We start from the raw sequence: 21837 nt of genomic DNA on the forward strand, positions 1-21837 counted from the left end.
GGAGATGCCGGCGCTGGCGCTGGCCGGTGAGCCCGGCGGCGCAGGGACGCGTCCGGGCGAGGAAGTCCTAGACTAAGCGATCCGCGCCGGGCAACAAGTAGGCGAGGTTGATGCACCGGCTTGTGATGAAACGAACCTTCCTTCGCACCGTCAGGGTCCTTCCACGTCCGCTCGCTGCCTCGCGCGGGCTTGTTGTCGCAGGACATGTCGTGCTGCCTTGCGCGCTCGGCAAGGGCGGCGTTGCGCGCTTGAAGCGCGAAGGCGACGGCGCGACCCCGCTCGGCCGCTTTGCCCTCGGCGCTCTCTATCTTCGGACCGACAAGGGCGCCCGCCCGCGCTCCGGCCTCCCCGCGCGCAGGACGCGCCCGGACGACGGCTGGTGCGACGCGCCCGGCGATCGGCGCTACAACCGCCCGGTGCGCCTTCCCTATCCGGCGAGCCACGAGCGCATGTGGCGCGAGGACGACGTTTATGACCGCGTGCTCGACATCCGCTACAACCGCGGCCCCATCCGCCCCGGCCGCGGCAGCGCCATCTTCATGCATCTTGCCCGGCCCGGCTTTGCGCCGACGGCGGGCTGCGTCGCCCTGCGGCGGGCCGACCTCGACCGGCTCCTGCCGCGCCTAGGCCCCAGGACCCTTCTTGTGATCGGCAACGATCCACGCCGGTCATGCCCTCCCCGAAAGCAGAAACGATGAGCCGCTCCGCCTTTCTCTTCGACCTCGACGGCACCTTGACCGAAACCGACCACCTGCATTTCGAGGCCTTCAACGCCATGCTCGCTGGCTTTGGCCGCAGCATCACGCCGGAGGCCTATGCGCGGGAGGTGCAGGGCCGCGCCAATGCCGCGATCATGCGCGACATGTTCCCGGACCTGCCCGAGAGCGAGCACATCCGCCTCGCCGACGCCAAGGAAGCCGCCTTCCGCACCATGGCCGAGAGCCAGTTGCAGCCCGCGCGCGGCCTTCTCGACTTCCTGGCGCTGGCGGAGAGGCGATCGATCGGCTGCGCCGTCGTCACCAATGCGCCGCGCGCCAATGCGGAGATGATGCTCGGCGCCATCGGCCTCGGGCGTCGCTTCGAAGCGATCGTCATCGGCGACGAACTGCCGCGGCCCAAGCCCGATCCCCTGCCCTACCGCATGGGGCTCGACCTCCTGCGCGCCGACGCCACGCGCTCCCTCGCCTTCGAGGATTCGGCCTCGGGGGTACAATCCGCCCACGCGGCCGGGCTTTTCGTGGTCGGTCTGATGACGACCCTCTGCGCCGAGGCGCTCGAGGCCGCCGGCGCGAGCCTCGCCATCGCCGACTTTACCGACCCGCGGCTGATGGAGGTTCTGGACGCGCGGCTCGGCGGCAGCCCCTGAGGATAAGCGAAAACGCCCCTGATCCTCGCTGGTAGAGCCGTGAAGACCGATTCACACGGCCCGAACTGCGGGCGGTGAAGCGCAACGCCTCCTGCCGTCATGCCCGCGCCCGTCGCGGGCATCCACGCCGCTTCGATCGCATGAGGCGGCAAGGCATGGATGGCTGGGACAAACCCCGGCCAGGACGACTGAGAGGCATCCAGGAGCCTTTCCCAGGCCTCCCGCAAGAGCTAATGACGCGCCCCGAAAATGGCGCTGCCGACGCGCACGTGGGTCGCGCCCAACATAACCGCCTGTTCGAAATCGGCGCTCATGCCCATCGACAGGCCCGAGAGCCCGTTGCGCGCGGCCATTTTCGCGAGCAGGGCGAAATGCGGCGAGGGTGGCTCGTGCGCCGGCGGGATGCACATCAGCCCGACCACGGGCAGGTTCCAGACATCGCGGCACCGCGCGATGAAGGCGTCGGCCTCGCCCGGCGCGACGCCAGACTTCTGCGCCTCCTCGCCGGTGTTGACCTGCACGAAGAGCCGGGGTCGCCGACCCGTCTTGTCCATCTCCCGCTTCAGCGCCTCGGCGAGCGAGGGCCGGTCGAGGGAATGGATCACGTCGAAGAGCATGACGGCGTCGTGCGCCTTGTTCGACTGCAGCGGTCCGATGAGGTGCAACTCGACATCCCGATAGAGCTCCTTGAGCGCGGGCCATTTCGTCTTCGCCTCCTGCACGCGGTTCTCGCCGAAGACGCGATGGCCGGCTGCGAGCACCGGCTCGATGGCCTCCGCCGTGAAGGTCTTCGACACCGCGATCAGCGTCACGGAGGCGGGATCGCGCCCTTCTTCGCGCGCCGTGCGCGCGATCGATTCCGTGACGGCCCTCAGTCGCTCGGCAGCCAGCTGCGCCCTGTCGTCCACGGTGCTCACCCTCCTTGTGACCTCTTCGGCCGCCGCGGGCGCGTCACGACACCGCGAAAGCGGCGCCGGGCGTTGACCGCAAACGGCATTCGTGTCCTAGTCCGCCCGGCAGCAACGATGCAATGGGTGTCCGCGCCGCGGCGCGGCAGGCCGCGTTGTCGTGCCGCCTCACCGGCCCGCCGCATTGACTGCGACCGGGCTATTTCGCGAGCATTCCGACTTGACCGAGACCATGACGGTGGAACGATACAACCCCAAGGAGGCCGAACCCAAGTGGCAGGCCGTCTGGGAAGAGCGCGGCATCTTCCATACGCGCAACGACGACCCGCGCGACACGTACTATGTCCTCGAGATGTTCCCCTATCCGTCGGGGCGCATCCACATGGGCCACGTGCGCAACTACACGATGGGTGACGTCGTCGCCCGCTTCATGCGCGCCAAGGGCTACAACGTTCTCCACCCCATGGGCTGGGACGCCTTCGGCATGCCGGCCGAGAATGCCGCCATGGCCAACAAGGTCCATCCCAAGGAATGGACCTACGCCAACATCGCCACCATGCGCGGCCAGCTGAAGTCCATGGGCCTGTCGCTCGACTGGAGCCGGGAGATCGCCACGTGTGATCCCTCCTACTACCGGCACCAGCAGAAGATGTTCCTCGACTTCCTCGCGGCTGGCCTCGTCGACCGCAAGACGGCCAAGGTCAACTGGGATCCCGTCGACCAGACCGTGCTCGCCAACGAGCAGGTGATCGACGGCCGCGGCTGGCGCTCGGGCGCGCTCGTCGAGCAGCGCGAATTGACCCAGTGGTTCTTCAGGATCACCGCCTTCGCGGATGACCTCCTCGCCTCCCTCGACCGGCTGGAGCGCTGGCCGGAGAAGGTGCGGCTGATGCAGAAGAACTGGATCGGCCGCTCCGAGGGCCTCCTCGTGCGCTTCGCGCTCGATGCGGCGACGACGCCGAACGGCGAGAGCGAGCTCGAGATCTACACCACCCGTCCGGACACGCTCTTCGGCGCACGCTTCATGGCGGTAGCGCCCGACCATCCGCTCGCCACCGCTGCAGCAAAGATCAATCCGCAGCTCGCCACCTTCATCGAGGAGTGCAAGCGCACCGGTACGGCCGCGGAACTGATCGAGAAGGCCGAAAAGAAGGGCTTCGATACCGGTATCCGCGCCGTCCATCCCTTCGATCCGGACTGGAAACTGCCGGTCTATGTCGCCAATTTCATCCTGATGGACTACGGCACCGGCGCCATCTTCGGCTGCCCGGCACACGACCAGCGCGACCTCGACTTCGTCAATGCCTACGGCCTCGGCGTCACCCCCGTCGTCTGCCCGCCGGACGCGGAACCGGCCGCCTTCACCGTCACCGACACCGCCTATGACGGCGAGGGAACGCTGATAAACTCGCGCTTCCTCGATGGCATGACCATCGCCGCGGCGAAGGAAGAGGTCGCCCGCCGGCTCGAGACCGAGATGCGCGACGGCCGGCCGGTCGGCGAGCGGCGCATCAACTTCCGCCTGCGCGACTGGGGCATCTCGCGCCAACGCTACTGGGGCTGCCCGATCCCGATCATCCACTGCGACGACTGCGGCGCGGTGCCGGTGCCGGACGACCAGCTGCCGGTGGTGCTGCCGGAGGACATCGACTTCGACAAGCCCGGCAACCCGCTCGACCGGCATCCGACCTGGAAGCACGTCGCCTGCCCGCGCTGCGCCAAGCCCGCCCGTCGCGAGACGGACACAATGGACACTTTCGTCGATTCGTCCTGGTACTACGCGCGCTTCACCGATCCGCACCTCACGAGCCAGCCGACGAACCGCGAGGTCGTCGACCGCTGGCTGCCGGTGGACCAGTATATCGGCGGCATCGAGCACGCCATCCTGCACCTCCTCTACTCCCGCTTCTTCACACGGGCCATGAAGGCGACCGGCCACGTCGGGCTCGACGAGCCCTTCGCCGGCCTCTTCACCCAGGGCATGGTGGTCCACGAGACCTACCGCGACGCGAGTGGTGCCTGGGTACAGCCGGCCGAGGTGCGCATCGAGAGCGACGGCGGCGCCCGCAAGGCCTTCCACGTCAGCACCGGTGAGCCGATCAGCATCGGCAGCATCGAGAAGATGTCGAAGTCCAAGAAGAACACCATCGATCCGGACGAGATCATCGGCACCTATGGTGCCGACACGGCCCGCTGGTTCATGCTTTCCGATTCGCCGCCCGAGCGCGACGTGATCTGGACGGAGGAAGGCGTGCAGGGCGCCCACCGCTTCGTGCAGCGCCTGTGGCGCCTGATCGGCGAGGTGGTGGCTGTCACCGATGCGACCGACGGGTCGGCCGAGACGACGCTGGACGAGGCCTCCCTCATCCTGCGCAAGGCGGCCCACCGGGCCCTGGCGACCGTCGAGGACGACGTCCTCAAGCTGCGCTTCAACCGCTGTGTCGCCCAGGTCTACGAATTGTCGAACGCGCTGCAGGCCGCCCTGAACGGCATTCGCGACGGCGAGCCGCCAGCCGCGGACATGCGTTTTGCGCTGCGCGAGGCAGCCTCGATCCTCGTGCAGCTCGTGGCGCCGATGATGCCGCATCTGGCGGAGGAGTGCTGGAAGGTGCTCGGCTTCGAGACGCTCGTCGCCGAGACGCATTGGCCCAAGGCGGACAAGGCTCTCCTCGTCGAGGACGTCATCACCCTGCCCGTGCAGGTCAACGGCAAGAAGCGCGCCGACGTAACGGTACCGCGCGATGCCGACAACGCGACCGTCGAGGCCGCGGCGCTCGCGCTCGAAGCCGTCCAGCGCGCCACCGAGGGCCGGCCCGTCCGCAAAATCATCGTCGTCCCGCAGAGGATCGTCAATGTCGTCGCCTGATCGTCTCGCCCGCCGCGCCGGCGCCGGGCTGCGCCTTGCCGCCATTGTCACGCTGGCCCTCGGGCTTGCCGGCTGCCTTCGCCCGCTCTATGCCGAGCGGGCGGACGGCACATCCGTGCAGGATTCCCTGCGTACCATTGAGGTCGCATCGATCCCCGATATCCCCGGCCAGGAGCGCCTCGCCCACTACCTGCGCAACGAGCTCGTCTACGAACTCACCGGCGGCAACGGCGCCCTCGAGCCGCGCTACCGGCTCCAGATCTCGCCGGCGGGCATCCAAGTGCGTACGGCGATCGTCGACACGGTGAGCGGTAACGCGCAGTCGGCGAACCTGCAGGCGACTGCGAATTTCGTCCTCACGCGCATCGGCGAGGAGAAACCCGTGATGACTGGCAAGGCCACCGCCTCGGCGAGCTATGACCGCAATCCGCAGCGCTTCGCCTCGGTACGCGCGGCGCGCGATGCGGAGATCCGCGTCGCCAAGGAGCTCGCCGACCAGATCAGCACGCGCATCGCCGCAACGCTCGCGACGCGCGGCTGAGACGCGGGCCGACGGGACATGGTGGCGATCAAGGCGGGCGATGTCGACAGAGCCATCAGACACCCGTCGCCGCAGACGGCCGTCTTCCTCGTCTATGGTCCGGATAGTGGCCTCGTGGGCGAACGCGTGCGCCGGCTCGTGGCCGGAACCATCGACGATCCGGACGATCCTTTCCAGCTGGTGCGCCTCGACGGCGATGAGATCGCGTCCGATCCTTTGCGCCTCGCCGACGAGGCCAATACGGTGCCGCTCTTCGGAGGCCGCCGCGCCATCTGGCTGCGCGCCGGGAGCCGTAATCTCGCTCCCGCCCTGACGCCGGTGCTGAACACGCCGCCGCAGGATGCCGTGGTCATCGTGGAGGCGGGCGATCTTTCCCGCACGGCCCCTCTGCGCCAGCTCTGCGAGAAGGCGGCCGCAGCAGCCGCCATGCCCTGCTATGCGGATGGCGTCCGCGACCTCGGGGCACTGATCGACGACATGAGCCGCAAGGTCGGCCTGCGTGTCGAGCCCGATGCCCGCGAACTGCTGCTCGCCTCGCTCGGCGCCGACCGAGTGGCAAGCCGGTCCGAGCTCGACAAGCTCTTCACCTATGTCCACGGCCGCGACGTCGTCACCATGGAGGATGTGGCCGCCGTCGTGGGGGACGTCTCGGCCATCGCCTTCGACGCAGCCATCGACGCCGCCTTCCTCGGCGATTTCACCACGCTCGACCGCAGCTTCACACGACTGCAGGCCGAGGGCACGGATGCCGACGTGCTGCTGGGCTTTGCCCTCCGACATACACTCGCGCTCATGGCTGCGCGGCAGGCCGTCGATACCGGGTCTTCACACGCCGTTGCCATCGGCAGCTTCCGCGGCCTGCATTTCAAGCGCAAGGCGGCGATTGAGCGCCAGTTGCGCCTGTGGGCGACCGCTGGCCTCAACCGGGCCGCAGTCGAACTCGGTCAGGCCATCGGCATGACCCGGCGCCAGCCGCAACTTGCTGCCCAGCATGCGCTCAAGACGCTGTGGGCACTTGCCGGTATGGCCCGACGCGCTGCGCGATAGGGTCGGTCAGCCCCGCAACCGGCGGCAAAGCGCGTCCAGCTGCTCTAGCGTCTTGTAGCGGATGCGCACCTCGCCACCCTGCGCCTTGTGCTCTACACTGACGGCGAGACCGAGAACGTCCTCCAGCGCCTGCTCGAGCGCCCGTGTATCTGGATCCTTCTCCTTGCGCGGCCGCGCCTCGCGTCCCTGTTCGTCGCCTCCGCCGCGCGCTTCTTCTTGCGCAATGCGCTCGACATCGCGGACATTGAGACCCTGGGCAACGATCCGCTCGGCGATCGTCTCCGGATCGGTGACCGACAGCAGTGCCCGCGCGTGGCCGGCCGAGAGCAGGCCGTCGTTGAGCTTGCTCTTGATGCTGTCGGGCAGGCGCAGAAGCCGCAAGGTGTTAGCGACATGGCTGCGGCTCTTGCCAATGACCTGAGCAAGCTCGTTCTGTGAATACTGGAACTCCGCCATCAACTGCTCGTAACCGATCGCCTCCTCGATCGGATTGAGATCGGCGCGCTGCACGTTCTCGATGATGGCAATTTCGAGAGCCAGACGGTCGTCGGCCTCGATGACGATGACGGGCACCTCGTGCAGGCCGGCTCGCTGCGCACCACGCCAGCGCCGCTCCCCCGCAACGATCTCGAAGACGTCGACGAGATTGGGAACGGCCCGAACGACGATCGGCTGGATCAGACCGCGCTCGCGAATCGAACTCGCCAGCTCGTCCAGCGCTTCGTCGTCGAAGACCTTTCGGGGGTTGCGGGGGTTGGGCCGCAGGAACTCGATGGGAACAGCGCGCTGCCCACGGGGACCACGCCCGGCGTCGCCAAAATCTTCGCCGACCTCTCCTATGAGCGCAGCAAGCCCGCGACCAAGGCGGGAACGGGCAGGATCATCGACCATCTTTCAACTCCACCATCGCTTGTGCCGCCTCCAGACCCTGACCGAAACGCAACCGACACGGTACCGAAACGACACGCGATCCCTGCGCCGCTCGCTTCGTTGCGATCTAGGCGGCGCGCAGGGTTTTCTCGCGCTGAATGATCTCCGAGGCGAGCTTCAGATAAGCCTGCGCTCCCGCGCATTTGAGGTCGTAAAGGAGCACCGGCTTGCCATGCGACGGCGCCTCGGAGACGCGGACGTTGCGGGGAATAATGGTTTCGTAGACCTTCGATCCCATGAACTGGCGCACATCCGCAACCACCTGCCCGGAAAGATTGTTGCGCGGATCGAACATGGTAAGCACCACGCCATGGATCGTCAGGCGGGGATTGAGCGCGGAGCGCACCTGCTCCACCGTTCGGAGCAGTTGGCTCAAACCCTCGAGGGCAAAGAACTCGCACTGCAGCGGCACCAGCACCGCATCTGCCGCCGTCAGGGCATTGATAGTCAGCAGGTTCAGCGAAGGCGGGCAGTCGATCAATACATAGCTATAGGCGGGCCGGCCATCCTCGTCCGGCGGCAAGGCCTTGATGGCGGCCGACAAGCGCTGCGCTCGGTCGCGATGAGCCGCGATCTCGAGCTCGACGCCGAGCAGATCGAGCGTGCTAGGAGCAACGGCCAGACCCGGAACCGCTGTTTGAAGTGCTGCCGCTTGCAACGTTGCCGTTGCCGTCATGACATCATAGGTCGAGACGCGACGGCTCTTGCGATCGATACCGAGACCGGTCGAGGCGTTGCCCTGCGGGTCGAGATCGATGATCAGGACACGCTCGCCGATCGCCGCCAGGGCGGTGCCGAGATTGATGGCTGTCGTCGTCTTGCCGACGCCGCCCTTCTGGTTGGCGAGGGCCAGCACCCGCGGCAGGCTGCAGCAGGACGGCACATGAAGGGGTGAGCTGATATCAGCCATGATCCGAACCATGCTCCCGCAGCTGACGGACGATGCAGATGCGTCCCTGAGGATCGGTGACGCTCGGAACAATGTGGTAGTCGATATTCCAAGATTTAGCGGCGACCGTCAATTCGGCCTCTAAATCTTGTCCCTTGGGAAAGATACCGATCGCGCCGGTTCTCAACAGATCTTTGCCGAGAGCGAGGAGTTCCGTGAGCGGCGCGAGGGCTCGCGCAGTGATCACGTCCGCCTCGCCGAGACGGGGCAGGATGTCCTCGATTCGACCGGCATGGATCTGAGCATGTGTTCCTGTTTCACGTGAAACAGCTCGCAGGAACGCGCATTTGCGGCTATTGCTCTCGACCAGATGGATCTCGCAATCGGGGCGGCCCCGCAGCAGGATCGCAAGAACCAGACCGGGGAACCCGGCACCCGTGCCAATGTCGATCCATTTTCGCGCCGTCGGCGCCAATGGGAGCAACTGTGCGGAATCGGCGACGTGGCGCGTCCAGACATGATGGAGGGTCCGCGGTCCCACGAGGTTCTTTACATCCTGCCAGCGGCACAGAAGATCGACATAGATGTCGAAGGCCGGCAACGCGGTGTCCGGAATCAAACCCAGTGCTAGGGCCGCAGCGCGATCATCGCGCAGCGCGATTCTGCTTTGCATGATCGATCCGGATCCGAATCATTCTACCGCAACAGCACGGCGCGACCGGGCGACTTCGGCGGCGAGAATCGTCAACGCCGCCGGTGTCATCCCCTCGATGCGCCCAGCTTGGCCGAGCGTCCGTGGCCTCACCGTCATCAGCTTTTGGCGAAGCTCCCCCGAGAGCCCCGCGAGCAGGTTGAAATCCAGTCCGTCCGGCAGGGTCGCGGATTCATCGCGCCGATACGATGCAATGTCCGACGCCTGCCGGTCGAGATAGACGGAGTAGATCGCATCTGTGCTTACTCGGTCCCTGATCTGGCGATCAAATGCCGCCACTTCAGGCCAGATCGCCGCAAGCCGATCAAAGGTAACATCGGGATGGGCGAGCAGCTGGAAGGCCGTGCGGCGTCGCCCGTCGCGATTGACCGAGAGTCCATGCGCGGCCGCCTCGTTGGGTGTAAGCGCCAGTCGATCGAGCAGGGCCCGTGCCTCTTCGAGTCGTTCGCGCTTGGCCCGATAGGCCGCAGCGCGTCGTCCACCAACGCAGCCCATGGCAATGCCGCGTTCCGTCAGCCGCTCGTCGGCGTTGTCCACCCGCAGCGACAGCCGATATTCGGCACGAGACGTGAACATGCGATAGGGCTCCGTCACCCCGCGGGTAACGAGGTCGTCGACGAGAACGCCCATGTAGCTCTCGGCCCGGTCAAAGACCACACCTTCCTGCCCGCCGGCATGGCGCGCGGCATTGAGGCCGGCGAGCAGACCTTGTGCCGCAGCCTCCTCATAGCCGGTCGTACCGTTGATCTGGCCTGCGAGAAACAGACCCCGCACCGCCTTCGTCTCAAGTGTCGGACAAAGCGCACGCGGATCGACGAAATCATACTCGATGGCATAGCCGGGCCGGAGGATCTCCGCCCGCTCAAGCCCCGGTATGGTCGCGATCATGGCCCGCTGCACATCTTCCGGCAGCGACGTGGAGATACCGTTGGGATAGATCGTGTGATCCTCGAGCCCCTCGGGTTCGAGAAAGATCTGATGACCCTCCCGGTCTCCGAAGCGGACAACCTTGTCCTCGATGGATGGGCAATAGCGCGGACCTCGACTTTCGATCTCGCCCGAGTACATGGGTGCGCGATGCAGATTGGCCCGAATGATCGCGTGGGTTCTCGCCGTTGTGCGGGTGATCCCGCATTCGATCTGGGGATTGGTGATCCGCTCCGTGAGGGCTGAGAAGGGCTCCGGTTCGGAATCCGCCGCCTGTCGGTCGAGACCCGCCCAATCGATGGTGCGTCCATCCAGGCGGGCCGGTGTTCCTGTCTTCAATCGTCCCAGGGGAAAGCCGAAGCGCGCCAAGGCCTTCGACAGTCCATGTGACGGCGCCTCGCCCAGGCGGCCCGCCGGGATCTTCACCTCGCCGATATGGATGAGGCCTCGCAGGAAGGTCCCTGTCGTCAGGACCACGGCACCTGTCCGCAGAATCGCGCCAGACGCAAGAACGACCGCTTTGACCCGGTTGCCATCGAACAGCAGATCGTCCGCCTCTGCCTCGACGACGGCAAGGTTTGCGGTCGCACGAATCTCGGCTTGCATGGTCAGAGCATAGAGCTTGCGATCTGCCTGGGTGCGCGGACCGCGAACGGCCGGGCCTTTGCGGCGATTGAGAACGCGGAACTGGATGCCTCCGGCATCCGCCACTCGTCCCATCAGACCGTCGAGAGCATCCACTTCGCGCACCAGATGACCCTTGCCCAGACCGCCGATCGCCGGATTGCACGACATGGCACCGACAGTGTCGAAGCGATGGGTCACAAGGGCCGTTGACGCCCCCATGCGAGCCGCGGCTGCAGCCGCCTCGACGCCGGCATGCCCGCCTCCGATCACGATGACGTCGAAAGAACGGTCCATACGAATTCCTCGGTCCAATCAATCCTGTTTCACGTGAAACACAGGCTCATTTTCCGATACAGAAGCCAGCGAAAAGACGGTCGAGAACATCCTCGACATCGACCCTGCCGGTGACACGCCCGAGATAGCGCATCGCCAGGCGAATGTCTTCTGCAAAGAGCTCGCCGGGATGGCCGGGGCCGGCGGAGATCGCCCGCTCCAGCGTCGCAAGCGCACCTGCAAAGGCCTCCCGATGCCTCGCACGGGTCACCAGACCACCGTCCGCGACGACATTCTTGGCCATGGTTTCAAGGCGCGCAACGAGCGCCTCGACACCTTCGCCGGTCGCGGCCGAAAGCTCAAGCTCATCGAGCGACGCGTCACTGCCAACGCCCCGGCCCGTAGCCAGATCGATCTTGGTCCGGATCGGAATGATCACGGCACCAGGAGCATCCTGAAGATGTTCCGTCTGCGAATCGAATGCGCGGAGCGACAGGATGACGTCGGCGTTTCGCGCCCGGTCGCGGGCACGCCGCACGCCCTCCTGCTCGATCGGATCGCGGCTCTCACGCAGGCCGGCGGTGTCGACCAAGGTGACCGGTATGCCGGCGAGGTCCCAGTGCACCTCGATACTGTCTCTGGTTGTACCTGGTATGTCCGAGACGATGGCGACGTCGCGCTGCGCCAGCGCGTTCAGGAGCGTCGACTTGCCGGCATTCGGCGGACCCGCGATGACCACGGTCAGGCCGCTCCGGATCCGCTCGCCACTGCGGGCACGCGCAATCTCCCGCCGCAGCTCATCCGCCACCGAAACGAGCAATGCCATGGCACGCTCGCGCAAGCCGTCCGGCACATCGGTCTCATCGGCGAAATCGAGTTCCGCCTCGACGAAGGCCGATGCCTCAATGAGGGTCGTCCGCCACCGCTCCACGGCGTCGCGCAATTCGCCCCGCATCTGCCGCATCGCCTGTCGGCGTTGCATCTCCGTTTCGGCATCGATGAGATCGCCGAGGCCCTCGATGGCACTCAGATCCATCTTGCCGTTGAGCAGCGCGCGACGGCTGAACTCTCCCGGACCGGCGAGCCTGCAACCCGATATTTCTCCCAGGCCCGCGATCACCGCGCCGATGACAGCCCGACCGCCATGTACGTGCAGTTCGGCAACGTCTTCTCCAGTGAAGCTGTTCGGGGATGGAAAGAAGGCCACCAGCGCCTCGTCAAGCAGGTCTCGCGAGAGAGGATGACGCAACCGGCAGAGCTCCAGCCGCCGCGGTCTCGGCACGTGGCCGGCCATCAATTCGAGAACGAATCGACACGCCGGACCGGAAAGGCGCACCACGGCAATGCCCGCCCGCCCCGCACCGCTCGCCAAGGCAAAGATCGTGTCGTTTCGGCTGATCTGCATCGTTACGATATCGAATCGAATTGCGGGCCGGCGCGTATGCCGACTGACTTGAGGCTATACTGCCAGCGTGGCTTTCCCGATGCAGGATCTCCGGCGCCCCTGTTCGGCGGCTGGGACAAGGAGGACGATCCATGAACCGCCTCGCCAACGAGACCAGTCCCTATCTTCTGCAGCACAGGGAAAACCCCGTAAACTGGTGGCCCTGGGGTGAAGAGGCGCTCGCCCAAGCCCGCAGCGAGAACAAGCCGATCCTTCTTTCGGTCGGATACGCCGCCTGCCACTGGTGTCATGTCATGGCCCACGAGAGCTTCGAGGACCCCGCCACGGCCGAGGTCATGAACGAATTGTTCGTCAACATCAAGGTCGATCGCGAGGAACGGCCCGACATCGACTTCATCTACATGTCGGCCCTGCATGCGCTCGGCGAGCAAGGAGGCTGGCCGCTGACCATGTTCCTCACGCCCCACGGCGAGCCCTTCTGGGGCGGCACTTATTTCCCCAAGCAGAGCCGCTTCGGCCGGCCTGCTTTCGTCACGGTTCTGCGCGAGATTGCCCGTCTCGTGGCCGAGGAGCCGGCGCGTGTCGAGCACAACCGCCGCGCCATCGCCGCAGCGCTTGGGGCGGAGCCCGAGACGGGACCGGTCTTCGGCCACGAGACGCTGGAGCAACTCGCGGAGAAACTCGCCCGCGCCATCGACCCCGTAAATGGCGGCTTGCCCGGAGCGCCAAAATTCCCCAATCCGCCCCTGCTCGAGCTAGTGTGGCGCCATGCGGCACGCACCGGCCGCGAGGAGGACCGAAGAGCTTTCATCCTGACGTTGGAGCGCATGGCGCGCGGCGGCATCCACGATCACCTGGGTGGCGGATTCGCCCGTTACGCCGTGGATGAGCGATGGCTGGTGCCACATTTCGAAAAGATGCTCTACGACAATGCCCAGCTGCTGGAACTCTATGCTCTCGCGGCGCGGGACACCGGCGATCCGTTGTTTGCGGGAGCAGCCGCAGGTATCGTCGATTGGCTTACGCGAGAGATGACACTGCCTGGCGGCGGGTTCGCCGCCAGCCTCGATGCCGATTCGAACGGGGAGGAGGGACGCTTCTACGTATGGTCCGCCGAGGAGATCGAGGCCGTCCTCGGCCGGGACACGCCCCTCTTTTCCCGGCACTACGACGTCTCGGCAGGCGGCAACTGGGAGGGCAAGGTCATCCTCAACCGTCTCAGCGGCATACCCGCGACAGCGGACGAGGAAAGGCAGCTCGCCGGCCTGCGAGACAGACTGCTCAGGCGGCGAGCCGCACGCACGCCGCCAGGACGGGACGACAAGATCCTGGCCGACTGGAACGGCCTGATGATCGCCGCCCTCGCCCGCGCCGCCCTCCTCCTGCACCGGCCGCAATGGCTGGCCCCGGCGGAAGGTGCCTACCGTTTCATTGCCGAATCGATGCGGCGGGATGGACGGTTCGGCCACTCCTGGCGGGATGGACGCCTGCTTTTTCCGGGCATGGCCAGCGACCACGCGGCCATGGTCCGCGCCGCTCTCGCCTTGTACGAGGCAACCGGGAAGATCGGCTACAGGGATGATGCGCAGGCCTGGACCGAACTCGTCGAACGGCACTACCTCACCGATGACGGCATCCTTGCCATGTCGGACAGCGAAGCGGACGACATCATTCTGCGCCCCAAACCGACGCACGACGACGCCGTGCCCAATGCCAACGGCATGCATGCCGAAAACCTGCTGCGGCTCGCCGCACTCTCCGGTGAACCTGCAGATGAGCTCAAGGCCGACCGCTTCCTCGATCAACTTCTGGCACATGCGGCAAGGGCACCCCTCGCCCACGCCACCGCCCTCAACGCGCTCGACTTCCGGCTGTCGGGAGCCGCCATCGCAGTGGTCGGAACTGGTGCTGACGACCTTCTCACGGCCGCACGGGATGTTCCGTATCCGAATCGAACGGTCGTGGATCTCTCCGGGAGTGATGCGGCAAGTTACCCCGGTATGGCCGCGGGCGTTTCACCCACTGCCGGCCGCTCCGCAGCCTTTGTCTGCTCCGGCGGCACGTGCTCGCTGCCCGTCACGGATCCGAATCGGTTGACGGAAATGCTGCAGGACCTGCGCGGAGATAAAAAGGGGCGGGTCTGAACCCGCCCCTTGTACAAACGTCGTTCCTGGAGCGTCAGGTATTCATCGATTCGAAGAAATCAGCGTTGGTCTTGGTCTGGCGCAACTTGTCGAGCAGGAACTCGATGGCATCGACGGTGCCCATCGGATTGAGGATGCGGCGCAGGACATACATCTTCTTGAGCACGTCCGACGGCACCAGCAGCTCCTCCTTGCGGGTGCCGGAGCGGGTGATGTCGATGGCCGGGAAGACGCGCTTGTCGGAGACCTTGCGGTCGAGAATGATCTCCGAATTCCCGGTGCCCTTGAACTCCTCGAAGATCACCTCGTCCATGCGGCTGCCGGTATCGATCAGCGCCGTGGCGATGATGGTGAGGGAGCCGCCCTCCTCGATGTTTCGCGCTGCGCCGAAGAAGCGCTTCGGCCGCTGCAGGGCATTGGCGTCGACACCACCGGTCAGCACCTTGCCCGAGGACGGGACGACGGTGTTGTAGGCGCGGCCGAGACGGGTGATCGAATCGAGCAGGATGACGACGTCGCGCCCGTGCTCGACGAGGCGCTTGGCCTTCTCGATCACCATTTCCGCGACCTGCACGTGGCGGGCCGCCGGCTCGTCGAAGGTCGAGGAGATGACTTCGCCCTTCACCGAGCGCTGCATGTCAGTCACTTCCTCCGGCCGTTCATCGATGAGGAGAACGATGAGATAGCACTCGGGATGGTTTGTGGTGATGGACTTCGCGATATTCTGCAGAAGTACCGTCTTGCCGGTGCGCGGCGGTGCCACGATGAGGCCGCGCTGGCCCTTGCCGATGGGCGAGACGATGTCGATGATCCGCGAGGAGAAGTCCTTGCGCGTCGGATCCTCGATCTCGAGCTTCAGGCGCTCGTCCGGATAGAGCGGCGTCAGGTTGTCGAAGTGAACCTTGTGCCGGATCTTCTCCGGATCCTCGAAATTGATGGTATTGACCTTCAGCAGGGCGAAATACCGCTCGCCCTCCTTGGGGCTGCGGATGGGACCCTCGACAGTGTCGCCCGTGCGCAGGCCGAAGCGGCGAATCTGCGACGGCGAGACGTAGATATCGTCCGGTCCAGGCAAGTAATTGGAATCGGATGAACGCAGGAAGCCGAAGCCATCCTGCAGCACTTCGACGACACCCTCGCCGATGATCTCCGTATCGCTCACCGCCAGCTGCTTCAGGATGGCGAACATGAGCTCCTGCTTGCGCATCGTGCTCGCGTTCTCGACCTCGAGCTCTTCGGCAAAGGCCAGCAATTCGGTCGGCGACTTCGACTTCAGATACTGAAGTTTGATCTCCCGCATCGGGGACTCTCTGTTTTGATGGTTATGATTGCCGGAAAAGGCAGACAAGACAGGTGGGAAGTTCAGGCTCGGGCGGCACATCCACAGCGGGGGCCACCTCTCGGGATCGCGCAGCTGTTGCAGACAAGCTGCAGCGACGCCAGCCTGATGGTTGGGAAGGCACCATGCAATAGCGCCTTTTCCCGCGCCGCTCAAGCCCCCTCCAATCGAAAGGATCAGAAGGGCTTCAGCACGACGAGAAGGACGATGCCGATCATCAGCACCGCCGGCGTCTCGTTGAGGATGCGGTAGTAGCGGCTGGAACGCGTGTTGCGATCCACCGCAAAGTCCTTGAATCGCCGCACCAGGACCCCGTGCACGGCCGATAGGAGGATGACGAGCGTGAACTTGCCGTGAAACCAGCCGGACCTGAACCAGCCGCCTTCATAGGCAAGATAGAGGCCGGCGATCCAGGTCACGATCATCGCCGGATTGATGATCGCCTTGAGCAGCCTGCGCTCCATGACCTTGAAGGTTTCCGACATCTCCGAGCCGGGCGTGGCAGCCGTATGATAGACGAATAGCCGCGGCAGATAGAGCATGCCTGCCATCCACGAAATGACTGCGAGGATGTGCAATGCCTTGATCCATTCGTAAAGCGCCATTGTCCAAACCCCGCTCTTCCGCTCCCGGCTTTATCCTGTCTCAAACGCCCCTGACACGGCGCAGCATCTGCTCGACATGGGCAACGGGCGTCTCCGGGAGGATGCCGTGCCCGAGATTGAAGATGTGAGGCCGGCCCGCGAAGGTTGCGACGATTCGATCGACAGCTGCATCGAGCTGGCTGCCGCCGGCAACGAGGGACAGCGGATCGAGATTGCCCTGCACGCAGACATGCGCCTGGACATGCTCCTGCGCCCAGTCCGGATCGACCGACCAGTCGAGGCCGATGACATCGGCGATGCCCGACTGCGCCAGCATCTCGAGCCGCTGTGCCGCACCGCGGGGAAAGACGAGGATGCGCGCCTGCGGACGTGCCGCGCGAACGCCCTCGGCAATGCGGCTGATCGGCCCCAGTGACCAACGGTCAAACAGTGCCGGCGGCAGGGCCCCGGCGAAGCTCTCGAAGATCTGCACGGCATCGGCGCCGGCATCGAGCTGTGCCACGAGATAGGTGACGGAGGCATCGACGAGGCGGTCGACAAGCGCCGCGAAGAAAACGTCGTCCTGATAGGCGAGGAGGCGTGCCGGTGCCTGGTCGGGCGTGCTCTTGCCGGCAATCATGTAACTCGCGACCGTCCAGGGTGCTCCGCAAAAGCCGAGAAGCGCCGTCTCGGACGGCAGTGCTGTGCGCACCCGCCTGACCGTTTCCAAAACGGGTGCCAGCCGGTCGACATCGAAGGATGGTGCAAGCGCCTCGAGCCCTTCCTTGTCGTTAACCGGCCGCAAGCGCGGACCTTCTCCTTCGGCGAAGGTGACGTCCTGCCCGAGCGCGTGGGGAATGACGAGAATGTCGCTGAAGAGAATGGCCGCATCGAAGCCGAAGCGCCGAATCGGCTGCAGCGTCACTTCGGTGGCAAGATCCGGATTGTAGCATAGGTCGAGGAAGGTGCCGGCCCTGGCGCGCACCTCCCGGTATTCCGGCAGATAGCGGCCTGCCTGTCGCATGAGCCAGACCGGCGGACGCTCGCTCGTCTTGCCGTCGATCACGCTGAGAAGCAGGGGCTTCGTCGTCGCAGGCTCCACTGTGCACCCTTCAGAGAGAAAGAAAGAATGATTGAAAGGAATCTTTACTGTTTTTCCTGTTGGGCAGCGGATTAGCGTGCCTCACCTGGATCCACAATCCATCCCCAGCCTTCCCGTCCGCTGCCGATGGTCGCACGGGGACGGTCGACTCGCCGGCGTCGGCGGCAAGCTTAACGGTTTATTAACCTTTCAGATCCGTTAACGCACGGGCGATCAGCGTCGCTCACGTCCGTCCCCAAAGGCGGGATCACGTGCGTTCGATCCTCCCACAGCTGCAGGCCTGTTGATCGCGCCAGCGACAAGCGCCAGAGTGCCAACGGCAGTTGGCGCACCGAAGGGTGCTTGTCCACATTCCTCGACTCCCGGCCCCCAGGATCGGTCGACGGATCCGTTGACGGGCATCTGCATCTGATGCGCCCCCGCTGCCCTGCCGGAGCTCGTGCCTTGGGTCGCAACTTCTTTCATCTCCACCTGGTCTCGGACGCCACCGGCGAGACGCTGATCGCTGTCGCACGCGCAGCGGCTGCGCAATATGAAGGAGTCTCGGCGATCGAGCACATCTATCCGCTCATCCGCTCGCGTGCCCAGCTCGAGCGGGTCATCGAGGAGATCGACTCCGCGCCCGGTGTCGTCCTCTACACGATGGTCGAGGCGGAGTTCGCCGAGCGGCTGGAAGCGGCTTGCGCCGCGGCCGCCTGCCCGTGCCTGTCGGTGCTCTCGCCGGTCCTCAACCTGTTCCAATCCTATCTGGGCGCCGCCCAGGCGTCCCGGCCCGGCGCCCAGCACGTGCTTAACAGCGAATATTTCAAGCGTATTGATGCCATGAACTATACGCTGCTCCATGACGACGGGCAGATGGCTGACAACCTCGAGGATGCCGACGTCGTGCTCGTCGGCGTCAGCCGCACGTCGAAGACGCCGACGTCGATCTACCTCGCCAACCGCGGCATCAAGACCGCCAACATTCCCTTGGTGCCGGGCATTCCGCTGCCTGAAAGTCTGCAGAACGCGAAGAAGCCGCTGATCGTCGGCCTCGTCGCGAGTCCCGAGCGCATCGTCCAGATCCGCCAGAATCGCCTGCTCAGCCTCAATGCCGATGAGGCCTCGCCCTATGTCGATCGCGACAGCGTCGCCGAAGAGATCGCCCAGTCGCGACGTCTCTTCGCCCGCAGCCAATGGCCCATGATCGACGTGACGCGCCGGTCGATCGAGGAAACGGCCGCCGCCATCATCGATCTCTACAAGGCCCATCGCATGAAATTCATCGCGATCTGAGCCTGCCGGGACAGCGACATGCAACGCAGAGCGCAGGGCGACACAACAGGTTTATGGCTCGATGCCTATCCGCTCGTCCTTGCCTCGACGAGCCCAACCCGGCGCGATCTGCTCGTCGCGGCCGGGCTCGCGCTCGAGATCGAAGCGCCATCGGTCGACGAACGGGCGATCGAAGCCGAGAAGCTGACGGCTGATGCCGCTGCGTCGGAGACGGCGGTGCTCCTCGCCCGTGAAAAGGCTCTCGAGGTCAGCCGGCGGCGACGCGGCCGCCTCGTGCTTGGCGCTGATCAGACGCTTGCTCTAGACGACGGTTCGCGTCTGTCCAAGCCGCGCGACGCGGACGATGCCGCCTCCCAGATCGTCCGTCTCGCCGGCACCACCCATCGTCTCTGCAGCGCCTGCGCCATCGCCCGCGACGGCGAGATCGTCTTTTCGACGCTGGCCGAGGCGCGACTCACCATGCGGCCGTTGTCGGACGCCTTCATCCGGCTTTATGTGGCGCTCGCCGGGTCCGGTGCGCTCGGCAGCGTCGGCGGCTATCAGCTCGAAGGGCTCGGCATCCATCTCTTCGAGCGCATAGACGGCGATCATTTCACCATTCTCGGCCTGCCGCTGCTGCCCCTTCTCGAGGGGCTGCGCACGATGGGAGTTCTTGCCCGATGACCGATCCCGCCCGTCCCGTCCCCAAGGCCTGCATCATCGGCCACCCGGTCGCGCATTCGCGATCGCCGATGGTGCACGGTTTCTGGTTGAAGGAGTTGGACCTTCCGGGCGACTATACCCGCGAGGACGTGAGGCCGGAAAATCTTGCTCGTTTCATCGCCTCGCTGCGGGAGCGTGGCTATGTCGGCGCCAACGTCACGGTGCCGCACAAAGAAGCAGTGCTCGGCCTTGCCGAAGTTGCCAGCGAGACGGCGCGGGCCATGGGCGCTGCCAACACGCTCTGGTTCGAGAACGGCTTGCTCCATGCCGACAATACGGACGTGGCCGGTTTCCTCGCCAATCTCGATGAGCGGGCGCCGGGCTGGGACAGGCGGGGCGGAACAGCCACCGTGCTTGGCGCGGGCGGTGCCGCCCGCGCCGTCGTCTATGGGCTTCTCGCGCGCGGCTTTTCGACCATCCATCTCGTCAACCGTAGCAGGGAGCGCAGCCTCGCCCTTGAGGCGGCCTTCGGTCCCGCGGTGACGTCCTGTGGCTGGGAAGGGCTCGATCGAGCCCTGTCCGAGACGAACCTCCTGGTCAACACGACCTCCCTCGGCATGGCCGGCCAACCGCCGCTCGTCATCGATCTTGCGCCGTTGCCGGACACGGCCGTCGTGCACGACATCGTGTATATACCGCTGACGACAGGCCTTCTGTCGGCGGCACGGGCTCGTGGCCTTGCAACGGTTGATGGTCTCGGCATGCTGCTGCATCAGGCGGTGCCGGGTTTTGCGCACTGGTTCGGCAGGATGCCCAGCGTGACGGAAGACCTACGGGCGATCCTGGTACGGGATATCGAGTGGGCGAAAGTGTGACCTTCGTTCTCGGACTGACCGGATCGATCGGCATGGGCAAATCGACGACGGCTGCCATGTTCCGCCGGCAGGGCGTGCCGGTGCATGATGCCGATGCTGCCGTGCACCGGCTCTATCGTGGCGAGGCTGCCGGTCTCATCGAGGCGGCCTTTCCGGGCACAACCGGCGACGAAGGTGTCGACCGTCAGAAGCTCGGCGCGGCGGTGCTTGGCAAGCCGGAAGCGCTGCGTCGGCTGGAAGCCATCGTGCATCCGCTGGTGCGGCGCGAGGAGGAGCGGTTTCTCGCCTCCTGCCGGCGGACCGGGGCATCGCTCGCCGTGCTCGACATCCCCCTCCTCTTCGAGACGGGCGGCGACGGACGCTGCGATGCCGTACTCGTGGTCACGGCTGATCCGGATATCCAGAAGGCGCGTGTCATGGCCCGACCCGGCATGACGGAAGAGCGCTTCGCGATGATTCACGTGAAACAGATGCCGGACGCCGAAAAGCGCCGGCGGGCGCATTTTCTCGTGGATACCAGCCGCGGCCTCGCTGCAGCAGAGGCTCAGGTAGCATCTATCGTAAGGGCGCTCGCCGGGCGTCCCGGCGGCGCGTTATCGCAGGAAGGAACGGCATGCTGAGGGAGATCGTCCTCGATACGGAAACGACCGGAGTCGACGCTCTCAAGGGGGATCGCATCGTCGAGATCGGCTGCGTCGAGCTTCTCAACCACATCCCGACCGGACGTCACTACCACGTTTACATCAACCCGCAGCGACCGGTCTCGCGCGGTGCCTTCGAGGTGCATGGGCTGTCGGACGAGTTCCTGGCCGACAAGCCGACCTTCGAATCGATCGCGAGGGAGTTCCACGCCTTCATCGCGGATGCGAAGCTCGTCATCCACAACGCCGCCTTCGACGTCGGCTTCATTGACATGGAATTCGGTCGCGTGGGTCTTCCGCGTGTGGTTCCGGAGGACGTCATCGATACGCTGTCCATGGCGCGCCGCAAGCATCCCGGCGCTTCCAACAGCCTCGACGCTCTGTGCGCCCGCTACGGCATCGACAATTCACGCCGCACCAAGCACGGCGCGCTGCTCGATGCGGAGATTCTGGCGGAGGTCTATATCGAGCTGATCGGGGGCAAGCAGGCCGACCTTGGCTTCGGCGTGACGGAAACGGTCACGACTCTAGCCGTGTCCACGCGGTCCGCCACCCGGCGCCCGCATGAAGCGCTTCAGCGGCCCATCGCCCTGCCCCCCTCGATCACGCAAGCAGAGCGGTCGGCTCATACGGCCTTCATCGCCGAACTCGGGGAAAGCGCCCTGTGGCGCGAATACATCAGCCCCGGCGCCGAATAGCAAGATCGTGTGAACGGCGCGCCGCGTGAGGAGCGCGCCGCCGCCG

At 65.5% G+C, this 21837-nt stretch carries 20 protein-coding genes; 11 read left to right on the top strand and 9 right to left on the bottom strand.

The genetic code is table 11. The features are described from left to right. Positions 1-125: 125 nt before the first annotated feature. Both P2T65_RS06900 and P2T65_RS06905 read left to right on the top strand, forming a co-directional pair. Positions 126-698, top strand: coding sequence for a L,D-transpeptidase family protein (locus P2T65_RS06900; RefSeq protein ID WP_055459493.1), 573 nt, complete (start codon positions 126-128; stop codon positions 696-698). After that, entirely contained in the window at positions 695-1366 is a 672-nt protein-coding gene (locus P2T65_RS06905) for an HAD-IA family hydrolase (protein WP_055459494.1), read from the top strand. Before P2T65_RS06900 ends, P2T65_RS06905 begins: the two co-directional genes overlap by 4 nt. Positions 1367-1596: 230 nt before the next feature. Here the strand turns inward: P2T65_RS06905 and P2T65_RS06910 are convergent, their stop codons facing one another. Then, positions 1597-2274 (bottom strand): YggS family pyridoxal phosphate-dependent enzyme, encoded by a 678-nt coding sequence (locus tag P2T65_RS06910; RefSeq protein ID WP_276199470.1) that lies wholly within the window; start codon positions 2272-2274, stop codon positions 1597-1599. A 232-nt stretch (positions 2275-2506) separates the two neighbouring features. Here P2T65_RS06910 and leuS point away from each other — a divergent pair, with 232 nt between their 5' ends. Genes leuS through holA form a run of 3 tightly spaced genes read left to right on the top strand, consistent with a single transcriptional unit; the run spans position 2507 to position 6728 of the window. Continuing rightward, positions 2507-5140 carry a leucine--tRNA ligase gene (gene leuS / locus P2T65_RS06915; RefSeq protein WP_055459642.1) on the top strand — a complete coding sequence of 878 codons (2634 nt, stop codon included), beginning with the start codon at positions 2507-2509 and terminating at the stop codon, positions 5138-5140. Next, entirely contained in the window at positions 5127-5681 is a 555-nt protein-coding gene (gene lptE / locus P2T65_RS06920; RefSeq protein WP_082464812.1) for an LPS assembly lipoprotein LptE, read from the top strand. Before leuS ends, lptE begins: the two co-directional genes overlap by 14 nt. 18 nt (positions 5682-5699) lie before the next feature. Further along, complete coding sequence (gene holA, locus P2T65_RS06925) at positions 5700-6728, top strand: DNA polymerase III subunit delta (protein WP_055459495.1); 1029 nt, start codon at positions 5700-5702, stop codon at positions 6726-6728. A 6-nt stretch (positions 6729-6734) separates the two neighbouring features. Here the strand turns inward: holA and P2T65_RS06930 are convergent, their stop codons facing one another. The 5 genes from P2T65_RS06930 to mnmE form a co-directional block, all read right to left on the bottom strand. After that, positions 6735-7619, bottom strand: a complete 885-nt coding sequence (locus tag P2T65_RS06930) for a ParB/RepB/Spo0J family partition protein (RefSeq protein ID WP_276199471.1) — start codon at positions 7617-7619, stop codon at positions 6735-6737. A 106-nt stretch (positions 7620-7725) separates the two neighbouring features. Further along, the gene (locus tag P2T65_RS06935) at positions 7726-8568 is read right to left on the bottom strand and encodes a ParA family protein (RefSeq protein ID WP_055459497.1); all 843 of its coding nucleotides are present in this window, start codon (positions 8566-8568) and stop codon (positions 7726-7728) included. Then, positions 8561-9220, bottom strand: a complete 660-nt coding sequence (gene rsmG / locus P2T65_RS06940) for a 16S rRNA (guanine(527)-N(7))-methyltransferase RsmG (RefSeq protein ID WP_276199472.1) — start codon at positions 9218-9220, stop codon at positions 8561-8563. The genes P2T65_RS06935 and rsmG overlap by 8 nt, the downstream gene beginning before the upstream one ends. 18 nt (positions 9221-9238) lie before the next feature. Continuing rightward, the gene (gene mnmG / locus P2T65_RS06945) at positions 9239-11107 is read right to left on the bottom strand and encodes a tRNA uridine-5-carboxymethylaminomethyl(34) synthesis enzyme MnmG (RefSeq protein ID WP_276199473.1); all 1869 of its coding nucleotides are present in this window, start codon (positions 11105-11107) and stop codon (positions 9239-9241) included. Between the two features lie 46 nt (positions 11108-11153). Next, complete coding sequence (gene mnmE, locus P2T65_RS06950) at positions 11154-12491, bottom strand: tRNA uridine-5-carboxymethylaminomethyl(34) synthesis GTPase MnmE (RefSeq protein ID WP_276199474.1); 1338 nt, start codon at positions 12489-12491, stop codon at positions 11154-11156. A 131-nt stretch (positions 12492-12622) separates the two neighbouring features. On the opposite strand from mnmE, the gene P2T65_RS06955 reads away from it, so the two are divergent. After that, positions 12623-14635, top strand: coding sequence for a thioredoxin domain-containing protein (locus P2T65_RS06955; protein ID WP_276199475.1), 2013 nt, complete (start codon positions 12623-12625; stop codon positions 14633-14635). A 34-nt stretch (positions 14636-14669) separates the two neighbouring features. On the opposite strand, the gene rho is transcribed toward P2T65_RS06955, so the two are convergent. The 3 genes from rho to hemE form a co-directional block, all read right to left on the bottom strand. Further along, complete coding sequence (rho, locus tag P2T65_RS06960; protein WP_055459502.1) at positions 14670-15935, bottom strand: transcription termination factor Rho; 1266 nt, start codon at positions 15933-15935, stop codon at positions 14670-14672. A gap of 215 nt (positions 15936-16150) precedes the next feature. Continuing rightward, positions 16151-16579: a protoporphyrinogen oxidase HemJ gene (hemJ, locus tag P2T65_RS06965; protein ID WP_071923060.1), complete on the bottom strand. Its 429-nt coding sequence runs from the start codon at positions 16577-16579 to the stop codon at positions 16151-16153. A gap of 40 nt (positions 16580-16619) precedes the next feature. Further along, positions 16620-17636 (bottom strand): uroporphyrinogen decarboxylase, encoded by a 1017-nt coding sequence (gene hemE / locus P2T65_RS06970; protein ID WP_096335215.1) that lies wholly within the window; start codon positions 17634-17636, stop codon positions 16620-16622. A 468-nt stretch (positions 17637-18104) separates the two neighbouring features. On the opposite strand from hemE, the gene P2T65_RS06975 reads away from it, so the two are divergent. The 5 genes from P2T65_RS06975 to dnaQ are packed head-to-tail and all read left to right on the top strand — an operon-like array spanning position 18105 to position 21791. Beyond that, positions 18105-18935 carry a pyruvate, water dikinase regulatory protein gene (locus P2T65_RS06975; protein WP_055459505.1) on the top strand — a complete coding sequence of 277 codons (831 nt, stop codon included), beginning with the start codon at positions 18105-18107 and terminating at the stop codon, positions 18933-18935. Between the two features lie 18 nt (positions 18936-18953). Continuing rightward, entirely contained in the window at positions 18954-19598 is a 645-nt protein-coding gene (locus P2T65_RS06980; protein WP_276199476.1) for a Maf family protein, read from the top strand. Further along, positions 19595-20452, top strand: coding sequence for a shikimate dehydrogenase (locus P2T65_RS06985; RefSeq protein ID WP_055459507.1), 858 nt, complete (start codon positions 19595-19597; stop codon positions 20450-20452). Before P2T65_RS06980 ends, P2T65_RS06985 begins: the two co-directional genes overlap by 4 nt. Then, entirely contained in the window at positions 20437-21072 is a 636-nt protein-coding gene (gene coaE / locus P2T65_RS06990; RefSeq protein WP_276199477.1) for a dephospho-CoA kinase, read from the top strand. The genes P2T65_RS06985 and coaE overlap by 16 nt, the downstream gene beginning before the upstream one ends. Then, entirely contained in the window at positions 21066-21791 is a 726-nt protein-coding gene (dnaQ, locus tag P2T65_RS06995) for a DNA polymerase III subunit epsilon (protein ID WP_055459508.1), read from the top strand. The genes coaE and dnaQ overlap by 7 nt, the downstream gene beginning before the upstream one ends. Positions 21792-21837 lie beyond the last annotated feature (46 nt).

This window comes from Chelatococcus sp. XZ-Ab1, from assembly GCF_029309855.1.
GTDB lineage: Bacteria > Pseudomonadota > Alphaproteobacteria > Rhizobiales > Beijerinckiaceae > Chelatococcus_A > Chelatococcus_A sambhunathii.